The organism is Eudoraea sp., assembly GCF_049669105.1.
Lineage (GTDB): Bacteria > Bacteroidota > Bacteroidia > Flavobacteriales > Flavobacteriaceae > Eudoraea.
Map to the genome: position 1 here is coordinate 1 of NZ_JBATKE010000089.1, position 16,360 is coordinate 16,360.

The 16,360-nt window shown below is 37.6% G+C and carries 14 protein-coding genes and 1 pseudogene; 8 read left to right on the top strand and 7 right to left on the bottom strand.

All coding sequences use genetic code 11. The features are described from left to right. Positions 1-292: pseudogene (locus WBM60_RS07260) on the top strand (acid protease); the annotation flags it as partial. A 28-nt stretch (positions 293-320) separates the two neighbouring features. On the opposite strand, the gene odhB reads toward WBM60_RS07260, so the two are convergent. From odhB to WBM60_RS07275, 3 genes are read right to left on the bottom strand one after another with little or no spacing between them, the layout of a single operon-like run. Then, a complete protein-coding gene (gene odhB, locus WBM60_RS07265; protein ID WP_424282921.1) occupies positions 321-1,544 on the bottom strand; it encodes a 2-oxoglutarate dehydrogenase complex dihydrolipoyllysine-residue succinyltransferase in 1,224 nt (407 codons plus the stop codon). Between the two features lie 25 nt (positions 1,545-1,569). Further along, a complete protein-coding gene (locus WBM60_RS07270) occupies positions 1,570-2,532 on the bottom strand; it encodes a peptidoglycan DD-metalloendopeptidase family protein (RefSeq protein WP_424259018.1) in 963 nt (320 codons plus the stop codon). Continuing rightward, positions 2,532-5,348 (bottom strand): 2-oxoglutarate dehydrogenase E1 component, encoded by a 2,817-nt coding sequence (locus tag WBM60_RS07275; protein WP_424259016.1) that lies wholly within the window; start codon positions 5,346-5,348, stop codon positions 2,532-2,534. Before WBM60_RS07275 ends, WBM60_RS07270 begins: the two co-directional genes overlap by 1 nt. Before the next feature lie 99 nt (positions 5,349-5,447). Here WBM60_RS07275 and WBM60_RS07280 point away from each other — a divergent pair, with 99 nt between their 5' ends. Next, positions 5,448-5,978, top strand: a complete 531-nt coding sequence (locus tag WBM60_RS07280; protein WP_424259014.1) for an alpha-ketoglutarate decarboxylase — start codon at positions 5,448-5,450, stop codon at positions 5,976-5,978. 20 nt (positions 5,979-5,998) lie between these two features. Here WBM60_RS07280 and WBM60_RS07285 read toward each other — a convergent pair whose 3' ends face one another. Genes WBM60_RS07285 through WBM60_RS07300 form a run of 4 tightly spaced genes read right to left on the bottom strand, consistent with a single transcriptional unit; the run spans position 5,999 to position 9,908 of the window. Beyond that, positions 5,999-6,352, bottom strand: coding sequence for a hypothetical protein (locus WBM60_RS07285; RefSeq protein ID WP_424282922.1), 354 nt, complete (start codon positions 6,350-6,352; stop codon positions 5,999-6,001). 26 nt (positions 6,353-6,378) lie between these two features. Then, on the bottom strand, positions 6,379-7,656 hold the full coding sequence (locus WBM60_RS07290) for an amidohydrolase family protein (protein ID WP_424282923.1): 1,278 nt from the start codon (positions 7,654-7,656) through the stop codon (positions 6,379-6,381). Between the two features lie 23 nt (positions 7,657-7,679). Continuing rightward, complete coding sequence (gene galE / locus WBM60_RS07295) at positions 7,680-8,696, bottom strand: UDP-glucose 4-epimerase GalE (RefSeq protein ID WP_424259008.1); 1,017 nt, start codon at positions 8,694-8,696, stop codon at positions 7,680-7,682. Positions 8,697-8,753: 57 nt separating this feature from the next. Then, a complete protein-coding gene (locus WBM60_RS07300; RefSeq protein WP_424259006.1) occupies positions 8,754-9,908 on the bottom strand; it encodes a DegT/DnrJ/EryC1/StrS family aminotransferase in 1,155 nt (384 codons plus the stop codon). Between the two features lie 94 nt (positions 9,909-10,002). Here WBM60_RS07300 and WBM60_RS07305 point away from each other — a divergent pair, with 94 nt between their 5' ends. From WBM60_RS07305 to WBM60_RS07330, 6 genes are all read left to right on the top strand, one after another. Then, positions 10,003-11,241: a 3-deoxy-D-manno-octulosonic acid transferase gene (locus WBM60_RS07305; RefSeq protein ID WP_424259004.1), complete on the top strand. Its 1,239-nt coding sequence runs from the start codon at positions 10,003-10,005 to the stop codon at positions 11,239-11,241. A 127-nt stretch (positions 11,242-11,368) separates the two neighbouring features. Further along, positions 11,369-11,626: a hypothetical protein gene (locus tag WBM60_RS07310; RefSeq protein WP_424259002.1), complete on the top strand. Its 258-nt coding sequence runs from the start codon at positions 11,369-11,371 to the stop codon at positions 11,624-11,626. Positions 11,627-11,688: 62 nt separating this feature from the next. After that, the gene (locus tag WBM60_RS07315) at positions 11,689-13,041 is read left to right on the top strand and encodes a sugar porter family MFS transporter (protein WP_424277077.1); all 1,353 of its coding nucleotides are present in this window, start codon (positions 11,689-11,691) and stop codon (positions 13,039-13,041) included. Between the two features lie 555 nt (positions 13,042-13,596). Further along, positions 13,597-14,574 carry a TRAP transporter substrate-binding protein gene (locus WBM60_RS07320; protein WP_424258998.1) on the top strand — a complete coding sequence of 326 codons (978 nt, stop codon included), beginning with the start codon at positions 13,597-13,599 and terminating at the stop codon, positions 14,572-14,574. Next, complete coding sequence (locus tag WBM60_RS07325; protein WP_424282924.1) at positions 14,575-15,033, top strand: TRAP transporter small permease; 459 nt, start codon at positions 14,575-14,577, stop codon at positions 15,031-15,033. Positions 15,034-15,038: 5 nt separating this feature from the next. Further along, positions 15,039-16,334 carry a TRAP transporter large permease gene (locus tag WBM60_RS07330; protein WP_424258994.1) on the top strand — a complete coding sequence of 432 codons (1,296 nt, stop codon included), beginning with the start codon at positions 15,039-15,041 and terminating at the stop codon, positions 16,332-16,334. The last annotated feature ends 26 nt before the right edge of the window (positions 16,335-16,360 follow it).

Genomic DNA, 16,360 nt, shown 5'->3' on the forward strand with positions numbered 1-16,360 from the left:
TGATAAAGCCAGTTATTTTAAACTTGTTTCAAAGAATTCCAAAATTAAAGCTGCCGGTGCTGGTGCTACCGATATGGAAACACTGGTTTCAACAAAAAATAAAATTGCCATTGGTGGTTGGAAAAAAGAAAAGCAAAAGATAGTTGTGTTTGACCTGGTTCACGTAAATGAAGCTCTCAAAGCACACAAGTCTCTACCGGTTGACGGGATTATAGGGGCAGATATTCTAATAAAATGCAAGGCGGTAATTGATTACGCTTCCGGGAACTTATTTTTGAAAAATAAAAAATAACCTTTGTGACTTGCTACTCGCAATTCATCTACAATTCAAGCGCTTTTTCCACGTTGCCTTCCATCAATAACTCCACCGGGTTTTCCAAAGCCTCTTTTACGGCAACCAGAAATCCTACAGATTCTTTTCCATCAATAATTCTATGATCATAGGAAAGTGCAACATACATTATTGGTGCGATAACTATAGCTCCTTCCTTAACCACAGGTCGCTCCACAATATTATGCATCCCGAGAATTCCGCTTTGCGGTGGATTTATTATTGGCGTTGATAACATTGAACCAAAAACCCCACCATTAGAAATCGTAAAAGTACCTCCAGTCATTTCGTCTACTGTAATCTGTCCATCACGAGCCCTTAATGCAAGGCGTTTCACTTCTGCTTCTATCCCTCTAAAAGTAAGATTTTCCGCATTTCTTATAACGGGTACCATAAGCCCCTTTGGCCCGGAAACAGCAATGCTTATATCGCAAAAATCAAAAGTGAGCATTTCCTTACCATCAATCATCGAGTTTACAGATGGGAACATCACTAAAGCCCTTAACACAGCCTTGGTAAAAAACGACATAAATCCAAGACTTACATCGTGTTTATCTTTAAATATTTCTTTGTATTGTTTTCTCAATGCAAAAACTGCAGACATGTCTACTTCATTAAAAGTAGTAAGCATGGCTGTTTCATTTTTGGCAGCTACCAGGCGTTCCGCCACTTTACGTCTTAACATAGAAAGTTTAGTCCTGTGCTCACCACGACTTCCACCCGTAGGGCTACCCATAGAAGGCACTGATTTCACTGCATCTTCCTTAGTAATTCTACCTTCTTTGCCGGTTCCGTTCAAACTTGCAGGATCTATACCTTTCTCGTCAAGTATTTTCCTGGCAGCAGGTGAAGGCACTCCCTTAGCATAGGATTCTTTAACGATTTCTTTCCTGGCAGGTTCTTTATGTTCAACTGTAACTTCAGTTTTATCAACCTTTTTTTCTTCAGTTTTTACAGCTCCATCTTTGGGCTTTTCGGCGCTTGTATCTATAAGACATACAACTTCTCCAACAGCTACAGCGTCACCTTCTTCTGCTTTCAAGGTAATTATACCGCTTTCTTCAGCCGGTAATTCCAGAGTCGCTTTATCTGAATCCACCTCAGCAATTGCCTGGTCCTTCTCTACATAATCTCCATCACTAACTAGCCATTCTGCTATTTCAACTTCAGTAATGGATTCACCTGGAGATGGAACTTTCATTTCTAAAATCATGCCTTACACTTTTATTATGGTTTCTTTAATTACTATTACTAATAAAATCTTCTTTTACAGGAAGATAATCCAATCTAATCTCACCATTGACCTCTATACGGTCAAAATATAATTTGGCTCCTATTGATTCTTCCATTTCTGCCGCATTTTGCAAGCTTAAATGCAAGTGAGGTTCCGTTGAGTTTCCGGAGTTACCACATTTAGCAAGAATTTCTCCTTTCCTGATGTCCTGCCCCTCCTGAACAACAATAGAACCTTTCATTAAATGAGCCAGAAGCAAGTACTCATTATTATCAGTCTGCAAAACTATCGTATTTCCAGTTAGCTGTTGCGGATTCATTTCTCCCGGAATATTATCTGCGACTCCATCAATAACCGTAACTACCCTTGCGTCACAAGGAGCAATAATATCCTCTCCGAAGGCAAAATAACTCTCATTAAGCAAAGGATCACCATCATAAGAGGCATCATCTTTTACCTTTATGATGTCATAGGCATATTGCTGTGTTTCCTCTTTCATGTGGTAATTCTGCTCTTCCGTAACTCCACCCCAATATACAAACCATTCCCCATTAAACGGTAAACTCATGATTGTTGTATTCCTTTCCAATATTGGGATCCCTAGTGACTGTGGTTTAGAGATTAATAAACCGTTTATCTTACTCTCAGGGGACAGTGTAACTGTCAAATCTGCCACCGATTTGTCAAAAACCACCCTATAAACATGAGCTCCTTCACGTAGCGTATAAAACTGCATGGATTTAATCTCACCAGCCAACCGGTTTATATTATTCTCAAAGAAATTCCTGGTTTCGATATTGGTATATGTATTTTTCATCCCAGCATCATACATATCGTAAATTCCATCGTAATCGCCACTGTTAAACCGTTCAGTAAATACGGATACAAACCTTTCATAGTTAGGTTGCTCATCCTGAGAGAATAGTTTAAGTGTAAAGAATATCAATAAGAGTAGTACTGGTCTCATTATTTCTTATAATCACTTTTAACAACCCTCCTGGTCATATTGTCTTTGGTTTTATCAAAAACATAATCTATGATTTGCTGCTGTCTTATTTTAGAACGAACAGCACTGCCTGCTGCAGGCGATGCATAAAAACGTCTGGATGCTACACGAAACTTTTGTGTTTCACCATAATGAGTAAACATATGGCTCCAAGCTCCCATATTCCTGGGCTCTTCTTGTGCCCAAACCCAATCATCAGCCTTTTTATACTTATTTATAATAGCGGTCATTTTTTGTTCAGGAACAGGAAATAATTGCTCAACACGCACTAAAGCAACATCATCTCGTTTGTTTTCATCTTTAAATGCCAGCAGGTCATAATAGAATTTCCCCGTACAAAAGACCACACTTCTAACCATATTAATTTCAGCACTTTCATCATCAATTACTTCCTGAAAACTGCCGCTGGAAAATTCTTCTACGCTAGAAACAGCTTTTGGATGACGCAACAAACTTTTAGGTGTAAATACAATCAGAGGTTTTCTGAAATTAGCCTTCATTTGCCTCCTTAGCAAATGAAATATGTTTGCAGGAGTTGTGCAATCCGCGACATACATATTGTCTCTAGCACATAATTGAAGATACCTTTCCATTCTTGCCGATGAGTGCTCCGCACCCTGACCCTCATATCCGTGGGGTAACAGCATTACGAGTCCATTCTGTAATTTCCATTTATCTTCAGCTGCAGAAATATACTGATCTATCATTATCTGGGCCCCGTTACTAAAATCACCAAACTGTGCTTCCCAAATAGTTAAAGTATTTGGGCTGGCCATGGCATATCCATAATCAAAACCGACTACACCATATTCCGATAAAAGCGAATTATAAATTTGAAATCTTCCCTGATTATCATTCAGATTGTTTAATAACATTATCTCTTCTTCGCTTTCCTCAACCTTCATTACTGCATGACGATGTGAAAAAGTTCCCCTTTCCACATCCTGGCCAGACATACGAACATCAAAACCCTCTTCTAAAAGGGTTCCATAGGCAAGCAATTCTCCCATAGCCCAATCCAGCTTATTTGTTTCAAAGAACATTTTTTTACGATCCCCTACGAGTTTTTCAACTTTACGCAAAAACTTCTTATCCTTGGGCAATTGCGTAATAGTCTTAGCAATTTCAGTCAATTTTGCCTTATCATATGAAGTATCCACAGCATCCAACATTTCCCACTCGCGGACATTTTGAAAACCTCTCCACTCATCCGCCATAAAAGGAGTAATAATGGTTTTATCCTCTTTTCTTGAATCTTCTAATTCTTCTTCTAAACTGGCTTTATACTCCTGTTCTAACTCTTCAACAAAATCTTTGTTAATAATACCTTGGCCAATTAATTTTTCGGAATATATCTCTCTCGGATTTTTATGTTTGGCTATGGCTTTATACAATTTAGGCTGAGTGAAACGTGGCTCATCCCCTTCATTATGTCCATACTTTCTGTATCCTAATAAGTCAAGAAAAACATCGCTTTTAAAACGCATTCTATATTCCAAAGCAAATAGGGACGCGTGGACTACTGCCTCTACATCATCTGCATTTACATGTAATACAGGGCTCAATGTAACTTTACCAACATCCGTACAATATGTGGAAGATCTCCCATCGAGATAATTAGTTGTAAAACCAATTTGGTTGTTTACAACAATATGAATTGTACCATTGGTTTTATAACCGTCTAATTGTGCCATCTGCACTACTTCATAGACTATTCCCTGTCCGGCAATTGCGGCATCTCCGTGAACTACAATAGGTAAAACCTTAGAAAAGTCTTCCGGATAATGTGTGTCTTGTTTTGCCCGGCTAATACCTTCCACCACCGCACCTACAGTTTCCAGATGCGAAGGGTTAGGTGCAATGTTCATATTAATTTTGTTGCCATTATCTGCCTTACGCTCCGAGGTCCATCCCAAATGATATTTTACATCCCCGTCAAAAATTTCCTCTTCATAATCCTTGCCATCAAACTCACTAAAAATATCTTTGGCAGATTTTCCAAAAATATTTGTCAATACGTTAAGTCTTCCTCTATGGGCCATACCCATTACAAATTGCTTTACACCCATTTCAGCTGCTCTTTCAACAACAGCATCAATTGCAGGGATGAGCGATTCATTTCCCTCAAGTGAAAATCTTTTTTGACCCACATATTTTGTGTGTAAGAATGCCTCAAAAGATACAGCCTGATTAAGTTTACGAAGTATGTGTTTCTTTCGGTCTTGACTAAAATTCGGGTGATTGTCATTAACATTCAGCCATTCCTGAATCCATTGAACTCTTTCAGGCTTTCTTATATACATATACTCCACACCTATTGCATCACAATAAATGCGTTGTAAATGGCTGAGGATATCACCCAATTTTCTCGGACCTAACCCAATCACTTCACCTGCATTAAATACGGTGTTTAAGTCGCCTTGAGTTAATCCAAAATTTTCTATGTCAAGTGTAGGTGTATATTTTCTTCTTTCTCTAACGGGGTTGGTCTTGGTGAACAAATGGCCTCTGCTACGGTAAGCATCAATTAATTTTACCACCTGAAATTCTTTAAACAAGTTTTCAGGAATCGCTACTGATTTCCCGTCAACAACCATAGATGGCCCATTATGACTCTCTATGCCTACTTCATCCAGGGCACTTTCCATTCCGAAATCGAAGCCCTGGAAAAAAGCGCGCCAACTGGGTTCAACGCTGTCAGGGTTTGTAAGATACCTGTCATATAATTCAGCAAAGAAAGACGTATGTGCTGTATTTAAAAAGGAATATTTATCCATGTACGCCAATTCAATTTATTCTAAAAAATTAGGTCAAAAATACAATAATTAATAGTTTATGAGATTATATAGAAGTGTATTAATTAAAAATCACAGTTTATGACCTTGAAACACCTATCCCGATATAAAACTTTTGTTTTAATAGTAATTTTCTCCTTTATAGGTATAACTTCTTATGCTCAGCAAATAAAGCCCCAAAATGAGTTTTGGAGAAATGTGCGATATGGAGGTGCATTGGGCCTGGGATTCGGAAACGATAGTTTTAGCATAGCAGTTGCTCCAAGTGCTATTTACCAGGTAAGTGAGAAGTTTGGAACCGGTTTGGGATTGAACTTTGAATATTCCAAATTTGGAGATTCCGAATTCACTGCATATGGGGGAAGCATTTTAAACTTTTTTAATCCAATTAGAGCAATTCAATTATCAGCAGTACTTCAACAGTTAAGGGTTAGTACAAATTATAGTTCTGCATCACTATTGTTGGATGAAAACTATTGGACTACGGCCCTTTTTATGGGAGTTGGATACAGTACCAGGAATGTAACTTTTGGTATCCAATACGACGTGTTACATAACGACAGAAGTATTTATGCCGATCCCTGGGTCCCTTTTATAAGGGTGTTTTTTTAATTTAGTATTCCGCGCTTTAACTATTTATAATTCTGTCGAAACCATACTTTTTGCCAAACTCTTTTTAAGATGAGAAAAGTATAGTGACTACTTATATTCTGGTCGCGGATGTTCATGATTTTTTTAGCCGTGGTTTCGGGTAAATCGACTACATATAGAAGATTCAAAAAATCTGAAAATTTTTCCTCAATAAGAAACTGAATATTTTTTTGAAGTAAATATTTTAGTTCATCCGGATTACAATCAGCAGGTAAGTCGAATGTCAAATTAGCCAAACCAAAATCCTTTTTTAATTGCGAAATAAGGTCGTCATAAAGTTGATGCGAACTCGCATATTTTATTAATTCCGCACTTTCTTTGAATACAGGTATCATAAAAAAGTTAACACCTCGTTTTTATTCTAATTATTAGAATAGACCACTCCTTCCTTCATAACAAAGACTACTTTCTCAAGAGTTTGAACATTTTTTACCGGATTCTCTTCTACCGCTATTATATCTGCATAAAACCCTGCTTTTAATTGCCCCAGCTCATCTCCCATACCTAATAATTCTGCATTGGTTATTGTGGCAGACTGAAGTGCTTCCACAACCGGCATACCGGCTTCAACCATATATCCAAATTCTTTCGCATTAAGTCCGTGAGGAAAAACTCCCGCATCTGTTCCAAAGGCAATTGGAACTCCAGTTTTATAGGCTTTTGCAAATGTATTTTGTATCAAAGGCCCTATTTCTAAAGCTTTCTGAGCAACCACAGCAGGGAAAAACCCAGGTATTTTCGCTTTCTCTACTACTTGTTTTCCCGCCGTAATAGTGGGCACCAAATAGGCATTGTATTCCTTCATTAATTGCATGGTCTGCTCACTCATATAACTACCGTGTTCTATTGTTTTAATACCTCCTTTTATTGCTCTTTGCATACCTTCATCACCATGGGCATGAGCAGCAGTAAGCATACCATAATCATTTGCAATTTCAGTAATTGCCTTTATTTCTTCTATTGTAAATTGCGGGTTTTTTCCATTCTTAGCAACACTAAGTACGCCTCCTGTGGCAGTTATTTTAATTACATCGGAACCTTCTTTATAACGCTGACGAACCGCTTTTTTTCCGTCTTCCGGAGAATTAATTACCCCGTCCCTGGGACCGGGATCTCCCATCAATTCTTTTCTACGGCCATTTGTGGGATCTGCATGCCCTCCTGTTGTGGCAATCGATTTTCCTGCTGTGTAAATTCGAGGCCCCTCAATTAAGCCTTTGTTAATGGCATTTCTCAACGCAATATTAACTCCAGTACCTCCAAGATCTCTTACCGTTGTAAAACCTGCCATAAGTGTTTTTTTAGCATAAACCGATGATTGAAAAGCCACATCGGCATCGTTTAGGGTAAACCTGTTTATGTAAGTTTTAGGGCTAGATTCACTCTCAATATGCACATGCATATCGATAAAGCCAGGTAGTACATACTTATCCTTTAAATCAACAATCTTATCTTCTGTGGCACCACTAACATAGCCATTATGAATCTCTATTATTTTATTTTCGGAGATCACAATGGTTTTCTGTGATAACACATTTCCAGTTTGCACATCCATCAAATTACCACAATGCAAATAGGTTTTTTGACCGAAACTACAGAGTGTATATACTATGGCTATTAAGAAAAATAATTTTTTCATTTAAATGAGAGTATTTTAAGTATTTAATTTCTAATTCTTTGTTCCCAATCCCAGGCAGATTTCATAGCCTGGTCTAAAGTAGAACCTGCTTTCCAACCTAAAATTTCATTGGCCTTTTTAGTATCAGCATAGGCCGCCGTGATATCTCCTTCCCTTCTGTTTACAATTTTATAATTCAGCTTTTTTCCTGAAACCCTTTCAAAACTTGAAATGACATCCAGTACAGAACTACCCGCACCTGTACCTACATTAAAGACCTCATAATTCTGTGGGTTCTTCCCTGCCAAAAGTCGCTCTAAGGCTACTACATGAGCCTTTGCCAAATCAACCACATGAATATAATCTCTAATACAGGTGCCATCGGGTGTTGGATAATCATCGCCAAAAACAGAGAGTTTTTCTCTTAAACCAACTCCTGTTTGCGTTATAAAGGGAACCAAATTTTGGGGAACACCAATGGGTAATTCACCTATTTCCGCACTGGGATGGGCACCCATAGGGTTAAAATATCTTAAGGAGATGGCCTGCAATTCTGAATTTACGTTACATGTATCACGAATTATTTCCTCACCAATCTGTTTGGTGTTACCGTAGGGTGATTCAGCCTTTTTCACAGGAGCATCTTCTGTAATAGGCATTTGGTCTGCTTGTCCGTAAACAGTACAAGATGAACTAAAAATAAAACTCTGCTTCTTCCCTGTGGTTATTTCCTGAAGTAAATATATGAGCGTATTTAAATTGTTTTCATAGTATAATAAAGGCTTTTCCACACTTTCTCCAACAGCTTTTGAAGCAGCAAAATGTATGGTTCCTTTAATATCGGCATGTCTTTTGAAAAAATCCCGGATCTTTTCTTTTTCACGAAGGTCAATTTTCTCAAAGACCGGCGTTTTTGCCGTTATCGCAAAGATGCCTTCTAAAACCTTTTCAGATGAATTAGAACAATCATCAATAATTACAACTTCGTAGCCCGAGTTTTGTAACTCCACCACAGTATGAGAGCCAATAAATCCGAGTCCTCCAGTTACAAGTATTTTCATATAAATAGTTTTAGTTTAAATGGATGGTCAAATTCCTGCTTGTACCGTTTTGGATAATTAATTTTTTAAGAATTGAATTACAGTATCGGTGATAAATGAGATTTGGTCATCCTCCAATTCCGTATGCATGGGAAGTGAAATAACTTCTTTAATAAGTTGGTTCGTTACTGGAAAATCAGATTCCTTGTATCGTTTATCCACATACGCCTTCTGTTTATGCAATGGAATGGGATAATAAACTCCGAAAGGGATATTCTTTTCTGCCAAATGTTCAGCCAGTTCATCTCTTTTTCCGTTCATAATTCGAATAGTGAATTGATGAAATACATGGCAATCGCAGTTCTCACAAAGTCCGGAACAATCGATCCCTGTTTTAGGTAAAATAATAAAATCTTGTCCCTGGAAAGCTTTCATATATTTACGGGCTGCCTCTCTTCGCCGGTTACAATAATTGTCAAGATGTGGCAGTTTTGCGCTTAATACGGCTGCCTGGATAGTATCTAACCTTGAATTTACCCCAACAACATCATGATGGTAACGAGTATACATTCCATGATTTACAATTCCTCTTATTGTATGAGCCAGGTCGTCATTATCTGTAAATATTGCTCCGCCATCTCCATAGCAACCCAAATTTTTGGATGGAAAAAATGAGGTAGAGGCCACGTGTCCAATAGTACCCGCTTTTTTCTTTTTTCCGTTCTTAAAAGTATAATTGGCTCCTATTGCCTGGGCATTATCCTCTATAACAAAAAGCCCGTGTTTTTGGGCGATATCCATAATAGCATCCATATTTGCGCACTGCCCAAAAAGATGAACCGGTACAATAGCCTTGGTTTTGGAAGTTATAGCCTTTTCAATGGCAATGGGATCAATATTGAAGGTGTCAGGCTCAACATCTACCAGGACGGGTGTTAATCTTAATAAGGCTATTACTTCAACAGTAGCCGCAAAGGTAAAGTCTGCTGTAATTACCTCATCACCTGGTTGAAGTCCAAGACCCATCATTGCAATTTGCAGGGCATCTGTACCATTAGCACAAGGAATTACATGCTTAACCTGCAAATAATCTTCCAGCTCTTTTTGAAAGGCATGCACTTCAGGCCCATTAATGAAAGCCGCTGAATTCAATATCTGCGCTATGGACTCATCTACTTGCTTTTTAATCCCCTGGTACTGACCAACCAGATCTACCATTTGTAGCTTTTTCATAAGTGCTTGTTAAGTGAACAATAATACAAAAATAAGGAACTGCTGCCAATGAAATTTAACAAAGAAGCGTATTTTAGCAGCAAATTCTCAGTACGTGTATATCCTCTATAATTTAGCAATATATATTACTTCACCCTTTTTGCATATTATTGCTTTTTTCAACACCAAAGTCAATCTTTTTATAAATGGAAGAAAGAATGTTTTTACGGAATTGCAAATGCATATTACAGATAGAGATTCCACTATTTGGATACATGCTGCTTCACTTGGTGAGTTTGAACAAGGTTTGCCAATAGTAGAAAAATTAAAAGCGGAATATCCTTCTTATAAAATTGTAGTTTCATTTTTTTCTCCATCAGGTTACGAGGTAATAAAAAACTCGACTAAGGCTGATTTGGTAACCTATCTTCCTCTGGACACAACGAATAATGCGAAGAAATTTATAAAATTCCTGCACCCAAAGATTGCCATTTTCATAAAATATGAAATTTGGCCTAATATGCTCAAGGAGCTTAACAGGAAGGGCATTCCTATACTTCTTATTTCAGCAATTTTTAAAAGTGACCAGATCTATTTCAAATGGTACGGAGGATTTATGAGAAATGCATTGCAAAAGTTTTCCCATTTCTTTATTCAGGATCAGGAGTCTGTAAAATTGTTGAACTCTATTGGTATAGCTAATACTACGATAAGTGGTGACACAAGATTTGACAGGGTTTCTGAAATCCTTCAGCAAAATAATTCACTGGAATTTATGGATAGATTCACCCAAAATTACCCTTGTTTTGTAATGGGCAGCACCTGGCCTGAAGATGAGGAAATATTAATTGATTATATCAATGCCTCTTCCCATGAAATGAAATATGTAATTGTGCCTCATAAGATTATACCCAAAGATATAGAACGCTTGCGGCAAAGTATTAATAAGAATAGTGTGTTGTTATCAGATACTTCAGAAAATCTTTTGGCAGAACCACAAGTTCTGATCGTGGATACAATTGGACTATTGACCAAAATATACAGCTACGCCCTTATAGCCTATGTAGGAGGGGGATTCTTAAAAGGAGGACTTCATAACACTCTGGAACCGGCAGTATTTGGAATTCCGGTAATTATTGGACCTAATTATGAAGGATTTAAAGAAGCTGAAGAATTAGTTAAGCTAAATGGCATATTTCCTGTCCATGATAAAGCCGAGTTTACCAAACAAGCAGATAAACTGTTTCTGGATTCTCATTTCAGGCTTAAATCTGGTAATATAAATACTTCCTACATCAAGAAAAACAAAGGGGCAAGCATCCAAGTAATGAGCCATATCCGTACATTATTGTAGCTGTTCATTGCATTTCGGATGAAAAAACAAAATAGGATCATCCGTTCAACGCAGTAGTGGTTCAAAAGAAAATCCGGCTAATTATAAAACCGGCATATCTTTTCTGATTAAACCGTAAACAAGACTGATGAAATTTGCCCCTTTTCATACCTTATTGTTATGTCTTTTGTTTTGTTCAATTTCCTGTAAGGAGAGTGCAAAAGAACATATTAACCCCAATACAAATGCCATTAAAGATTCTCTGCCCTATAAGGATATTAAAAAGGAAAGGGATTTAAAACAAAAACCAGGCACTTTAAAACCAACCAAAGAACAATTGGACCGGGCAATTGAAAAAAAGAAAAAAACAAGTATTTTAGATTCTTTGAAACCTAAGACTGCCTGACTTCAATTTCTATTTTATTTTCTCTTCCCTTTTTTTGCTAGATTTACCAAAACCGGCAAACCATGGACAAAAAGATTTTCAGAATTTCATTAACCGCCGCGCTGGCGGGTTTTTTATTTGGCTTTGATACCGTTGTAATTAGTGGTGCCAATTTACCTATTAAAGAATTGTGGAACACTTCACCATGGTTCCATGGTGCTTTTATAATGTCTATGGCCTTATGGGGCACGGTAGCAGGTTCTCTTTTTGGAGGCATACCCTGTGATCTTTTTGGCAGAAAGAAAACCTTATTCTGGATTGGTGTTTTATATTTTGTCTCAGCCATGGGATCTGCCATGGCAGTAGACCCTTATATGTTTTCTTTCTTCAGATTTGTCGGTGGTATCGGGGTAGGCGCTTCCTCTGTCGCTGCTCCAATTTATGTATCAGAGATTTCATCATCTAAAAACCGAGGTCAGTTGGTAGCTTTATATCAATTTAATATTGTCTTTGGAATTTTTATCGCTTTTATTTCTAATTATTTACTCAAAGGTTTTGATGGGGCTAACGATTGGCGCTGGATGCTTGGTGTAGAGGCAATTCCTGCTTTAATATACACTATACTGGTACTTAAAATACCCAATAGCCCACGCTGGTTGGTGATAAAGAAACAGGATGATGCGGGCGCATTAAAAGTATTGGAATACCTTTCAAACAAAGAACATGCCCAGGTAAAACTCGAAGAAATAAAGAATTCTTTTAATGCTTCAGACAAAAAACAAAAGTTATTTACAAGCAAGTACAAAAAGCCGCTTATTCTTGCTTTTTTACTTGCATTCTTTAACCAGTTATCCGGAATTAATTTTGTTCTCTATTACGCACCGGAGATTTTGGAAAGAGCTGGTTTAGCCGCCAGAGAATCTTTGTTCAGTTCCATTTCCATAGGTATTGTGAATTTAATTTTTACCCTTATAGGGATACGATTAATTGATAAAATGGGAAGAAGAGAATTGATGAAAATAGGGTCTGTGGGCTATATCATAAGTCTTGCAATGGTCGGCTGGTGTTTTTATAGCGGAGCCAGTCCTAATGTTCTTCTTGTCTTCATTCTAATTTTTATAGCATCGCATGCCATTGGACAAGGTGCCGTTATATGGGTTTTTATTTCCGAGATTTTTCCAAATAAAGTAAGGGCATTTGGCCAATCATGGGGTACAGGTACGCATTGGGTATTTGCAGCTTTAATCACGCTCCTCACTCCTATATTCCTGGATGCAAATGATGGGATCTTTAAGGACAATCCATGGCCAATCTTTCTGTTTTTCGCATTTATGATGATATTACAACTGTTATTTGTATTATTTATGATGCCTGAAACCAAAGGAATTTCACTAGAGGAACTAGGAAAAAAGTTAAGTCCGGATAAAAATTCGTGAAAAAAGTAGATTACCTTTTACCGTAAATTCAGGTATTACGTCTCAAAAAGGTCCATTCTGATTGACTTTTAGTCGAATTATGGCATCCCAAATGTAATTTATTGTCATAAATATGTACATTGTAGGAAATTATATGAAATATGGAAGATCAATTATCTTTTGGCACAAAGCTCCTTAACGGGTTCCTGAGCATAATGGTAGTGGTTTTGGTCTTAATTCTGGCCGCAGTTGTAATTTGCCTTATTTTGGCAGGTTTAGGCTTCTTTTAGACAGGACACAAATCCAAATATCCCCAATCTTACCCTTTTACATTTTTCTTATATCTTATTTATCCTTCTTATCTCATTTTGCATGAATTCACATACAATCAATCATTGTCTAACTTAAGATTGAAAAACGTGCTGTTCATAATAAGTCCAATACATTAGTTTCTTAAAACCTTTTAGAATCTAAATTTCCACAAATAGTATTGTCAATTTATTTCCATAATCAAATATTCCGGATTATAACCGCCTACTTATGTATATTGCATATAGAAACTTTAAACGGGATTTAATGCGCTTTCGCAAGCTGGTATATTTTCTAATACTAATTTCAGGGCTATTTGGTTGTAAAAATTTGGAGAAAACCAGGACCATTAAATTGGCCCATGGCCTTGATGTAAACCACTCTGTTCATTTAGCTATGGTCAAAATGGGAGTAGATCTAAAGGAGCTTTCAGACGGAAAACTCATTCTTGAAATTTATCCCAGTCAACAGCTGGGAACAGAGCGTCAATGTTTGGAACTTTTACAAATTGGAAGCCTAGATATGACTAAAGTGTCTGTTGGGGTTTTAGAAAATTTTGCGCCAAAAATGAAAATATTAGGGCTCCCTTTCCTTTTCAGGGACAGGCAGCATGCGTTTAAAGTTTTGGACGGACCAATTGGGAGACAACTATTGGAAGATGGAGAAAAATACTGGCTTAAGGGTTTAGGTTATTATGATGCGGGCAGCAGAAGTTTTTATACAAAAGACAGGCCCATAAATTCGCCTGATGACCTTGATGGATTAAAAATAAGGGTTATGGAAAGTGTTACCGCCATAGATATGGTAACACGTTTAGGAGGCTCCCCCACCCCTATATCCTGGGGTGAATTATACACTTCTTTACAACAAGGGGTAGTGGATGGTGCAGAAAACAATCCACCAAGTTTTTACCTTTCCCGTCATTATGAAGTGTGCAAATACTATTCGCTGGATGAACATACGGTGCTTCCCGACGTACTTCTTGCGGGCACTCATTTATGGAATAGGCTTTCTTTAGAAGAAAAAGGGTGGCTAATGCAAGCTGTAGAAAATTCCATAAGTTACCAACGGAAATTATGGATGGAGTCTGAAAAAGAAGCCTTAGACGCAGTGCAGGAAGCGGGTGTTAAAATTATTAGACCAGATAAAACCCTATTTTCGGAAAAGATTAAGGGCATTTATGAACAGTACAGAGAGAATGAAGAACTGTATAGATTAATACAAGAGATTCAGGAAACCCAATAAATGGAAATAAGGAATAAGATCGACAAGGTTTTGGCTAAGCTGTTAATACTCATAATGAGTATAATGGTTATTAATGTTCTATGGCAGGTATTTAGCAGATATTTTCTGGGAGCACCCAGTTCCTTTACCGATGAACTGGCGAGGTACCTGATGATATGGTTAGGTATACTGGGAGCTGCATACGTTTCGGGGCGAAACAAACATGTTGCCATAGATGTACTCCCCTCCAGATTAAGTGCAAAAACTCAAAAAAAATTAAGACTAATAGTCCGTATTTTAATTATTCTGTTCTGTTTGCTTGCCCTGGTTATTGGCGGCTTCAGATTGGTCTATGTTACCTATTTGCTCGATCAATTTTCCCCTGCATTACAAGTTCCTTTAGCTTTAGTATATATGGTTATACCTATAAGCGGCTTGCTGATCATATATTACAAAATTTTCGATATTTTAAATCAATAAGTCAAATGGAGTATATACCTATCCTTGTTTTGGTGATCAGCTTTATAGGCTTACTTGCAATAGGTACTCCTGTGGCCTGGAGTATAACAATATCGGCATTGCTTACCATGTTGGTGAGCATTCCCGCATTACCTGCATTTACAACTGTCGCTCAACGCATTGGGACAGGATTAGACAGTTTTGCACTCCTTGCCATTCCATTTTTTATTCTCTCTGGTGAATTAATGAACAAAGGAGGTATTGCGCACAGGTTGATAGCCTTTGCAAAAACATTAGTCGGGGCTCTACCAGGTGGCCTGGCTCTTATTAATATTATTTCAGCCATGTTAATGGGCGCTATTGCCGGTTCTGCTATGGCATCGGCATCGGCTATGGGCAGCATATTAGGCCCGGAAATGGAAAAAGAAGGATACTCCAGGGAATTTGGTGCTGCCGTAAATATTACTTCGGCAACCACCGGACTGTTAATTCCTCCCAGTAATGTGCTTATAGTATATTCCTTAGCTAGTGGCGGTGCATCTATTGCGGCTTTATTTTTAGCAGGCTATATTCCCGGAATACTTACAGGTCTGTTATTAATGCTGGTAGCTTCTTTTTGGGCTAAGAAAAAAGGGTATAAAGTAGGAAAACGAAGTACATTCAAAAATATAATTAAAACATTCATTGATGCTGTTCCCAGCTTATTTATGTTGGTGGTGGTCATTGGGGGTATTGTAACAGGGATGTTTACGGCTACGGAAGCATCGGCTATTGCAGTACTTTACAGTGTTATACTGGGTTTTATTTATAAGGAAATAACTTTTGAGAAACTTCCTCAAATCTTATTGGATTCATCCTCTACAACCGCCATTGTAATGTTATTGATAGGTGCATCAATGAGCATGTCATGGGCGCTTTCTTTTGAAAATATCCCACAGGACATTAGTACAGGTTTGTTGAGCATTAGTGATAATAAGATTATGATATTACTTATCATAAACCTTTTGCTTCTTTTCGTTGGTATATTTATGGATATGACTCCCGCCGTGCTTATTTTTACCCCAATATTTTTACCCGTGGTGATGAAGCTAGGGTTAGATCCGGTGCATTTTGGCATTATTATGATATTAAACCTCTGTATTGGCTTATGCACACCACCGGTGGGGTCTGTACTATTTGTAGGTGTAGGAATTGCCAATACCACCATTGAAAAAGTAATCAAACCGCTCCTTCCCTTATTTGTAGTAATGATTATTGCCCTGTTCCTTATTACCTATATTCCTCAATTGAGTCTTTGGCTTCCAGGTTTGTTTGATTTGTAATGGAAGATGTTGCGTTTAAAAAATAG

What these genes read in the sequence shown, in the direction of transcription:
- WBM60_RS07300 (WP_424259006.1), bottom strand. Translation starts at nt 9,908, where the DNA reads ATGAAAAAGCTACAAATGGTAGATCTGGTTGGTCAGTACCAGGGGATT.
- WBM60_RS07270 (WP_424259018.1), bottom strand. Translation starts at nt 2,532, where the DNA reads ATGAGACCAGTACTACTCTTATTGATATTCTTTACACTTAAACTATTC.
- WBM60_RS07280 (WP_424259014.1), top strand. Translation starts at nt 5,448, where the DNA reads ATGACCTTGAAACACCTATCCCGATATAAAACTTTTGTTTTAATAGTA.
- galE (WP_424259008.1), bottom strand. Translation starts at nt 8,696, where the DNA reads ATGAAAATACTTGTAACTGGAGGACTCGGATTTATTGGCTCTCATACT.
- WBM60_RS07310 (WP_424259002.1), top strand. Translation starts at nt 11,369, where the DNA reads ATGAAATTTGCCCCTTTTCATACCTTATTGTTATGTCTTTTGTTTTGT.
- WBM60_RS07290 (WP_424282923.1), bottom strand. Translation starts at nt 7,656, where the DNA reads ATGAAAAAATTATTTTTCTTAATAGCCATAGTATATACACTCTGTAGT.
- odhB (WP_424282921.1), bottom strand. Translation starts at nt 1,544, where the DNA reads ATGATTTTAGAAATGAAAGTTCCATCTCCAGGTGAATCCATTACTGAA.
- WBM60_RS07285 (WP_424282922.1), bottom strand. Translation starts at nt 6,352, where the DNA reads ATGATACCTGTATTCAAAGAAAGTGCGGAATTAATAAAATATGCGAGT.
- WBM60_RS07320 (WP_424258998.1), top strand. Translation starts at nt 13,597, where the DNA reads ATGCGCTTTCGCAAGCTGGTATATTTTCTAATACTAATTTCAGGGCTA.
- WBM60_RS07330 (WP_424258994.1), top strand. Translation starts at nt 15,039, where the DNA reads ATGGAGTATATACCTATCCTTGTTTTGGTGATCAGCTTTATAGGCTTA.
- WBM60_RS07315 (WP_424277077.1), top strand. Translation starts at nt 11,689, where the DNA reads ATGGACAAAAAGATTTTCAGAATTTCATTAACCGCCGCGCTGGCGGGT.
- WBM60_RS07325 (WP_424282924.1), top strand. Translation starts at nt 14,575, where the DNA reads ATGGAAATAAGGAATAAGATCGACAAGGTTTTGGCTAAGCTGTTAATA.
- WBM60_RS07275 (WP_424259016.1), bottom strand. Translation starts at nt 5,348, where the DNA reads ATGGATAAATATTCCTTTTTAAATACAGCACATACGTCTTTCTTTGCT.